The 1,243-nt window shown below is 71.9% G+C and carries 2 protein-coding genes; both read left to right on the forward strand.

Going from position 1 to position 1,243, the window contains the following annotated elements; genetic code table 11:
- The coding region (locus tag ACZ5CR_RS45950; RefSeq protein WP_468869870.1) for a substrate-binding domain-containing protein at window positions 1–411 on the forward strand (411 nt) is incomplete at its 5' end.
- A 57-nt stretch (window positions 412–468) separates the two neighbouring features.
- Entirely contained in the window at window positions 469–930 is a 462-nt protein-coding gene (locus ACZ5CR_RS45955; RefSeq protein ID WP_468869875.1) for a hypothetical protein, read from the forward strand.
- Window positions 931–1,243: the final 313 nt, after the last annotated feature.

Below are 1,243 nucleotides of genomic sequence, written 5' to 3' on the forward strand. Positions count from 1 at the left end.
ACGCTGCGGGCCGAGGCCCAGCGGCGCGACCTGTCCGAGGTCCGCTCGGTGACCACGGACTACTCGGACGCGGAGGGGGCCGCGGTGACACGGCGGGTGCTCTCTGCCGCGTCCCCGCCGACGGCTCTCGTGTACGACAACGACGTGATGGCCGTCGCCGGTGTCGCCGCGGCGGCCTCGCTCGGGTTCGGCGTGCCGGGAGACGTATCGGTGATCGCGTGGGAGGACTCGGCGCTGTGCCGGATGGTGCACCCGTGGCTGACGGCGCTGTCGCGCGACACGGTGTCCTTCGGCCGGACGGCGGCGCGCGAGCTCCTGTCCCTCCTGGACGACGGCCCCGCGGCCACGGTCCAGGTGCCGCTGCCGACGCTCATCGAGCGGGAGAGCACGGGGCGGTTGGCCGGTCGCTGAGCCGCACCCCTGCCCCGAAGACGCAGGACTGTCGTACCCCGCCAGTACGGTTCCGGTATGGCGGACATCTACGAACTCTCGATCACGATGGACCTGCGTGACGCCGTCTCCGAGGACGAGATCGCCGAGCTCAGGTGGCATCTCGGCCTGGGCCCGAAGCCGGAGAGGCTGGACATCGTGCGCGCCTTTCCGTTCGTGGTGGAGAACGACTTGGGTGAGCTCGTCACCGAGGACGCCCCGATGCCGCTCCTGGGATGCCATGACACGGCCTTGAAGGTGGGCGGCGCTCTGACCTCCGTGCTGCTGCGGCGCGAGGAGGGCTGGGCGCTGACCGCTCGGCAGGAGATACACCCGGACGACTTCGGCCTCGTCGGCGAACTGCTGACCTGGCTGGCGACCAAGGCCAGGGATCACCACGAGCGGTTCGACGGCTCCGTCCACCTGGGATGGACCAGGTTCCACGAGGAGGACCGCCCCGATGCCCTGACCGTACGGAGCGGCGGAGTTGTGTGGCCTTAGAGTGCCCGCTCGATGCGGCGGGGGGTACGAGGCGATCCGGAACGTCGTCCCCGCCCCGGTCCGCTGCCGAACCGGCCGGCGCAGCGCGCAGGCCGTGGCGCAGGCCGTGGGGGCGGCCGTTCCGTGGTCTCGGCATCACCGGCGGGCTCAATGTCTGGAAAGCGGCCGGGCTGCCGGTCGTCTCCGGTCCCACGGGGAAGTAACCGGGCGTAGGACGACGCCCCCCTCCCCCGCGTTGGACTGGTGGGAGGGAGCAACCGCACGGTGGCGGGGCGACCGCCCCGTTCTGTCCCCCCGAGCCCCGCTCTGGCAG

It is taken from the genome of Streptomyces sp. NPDC031274 (assembly GCF_055570235.1).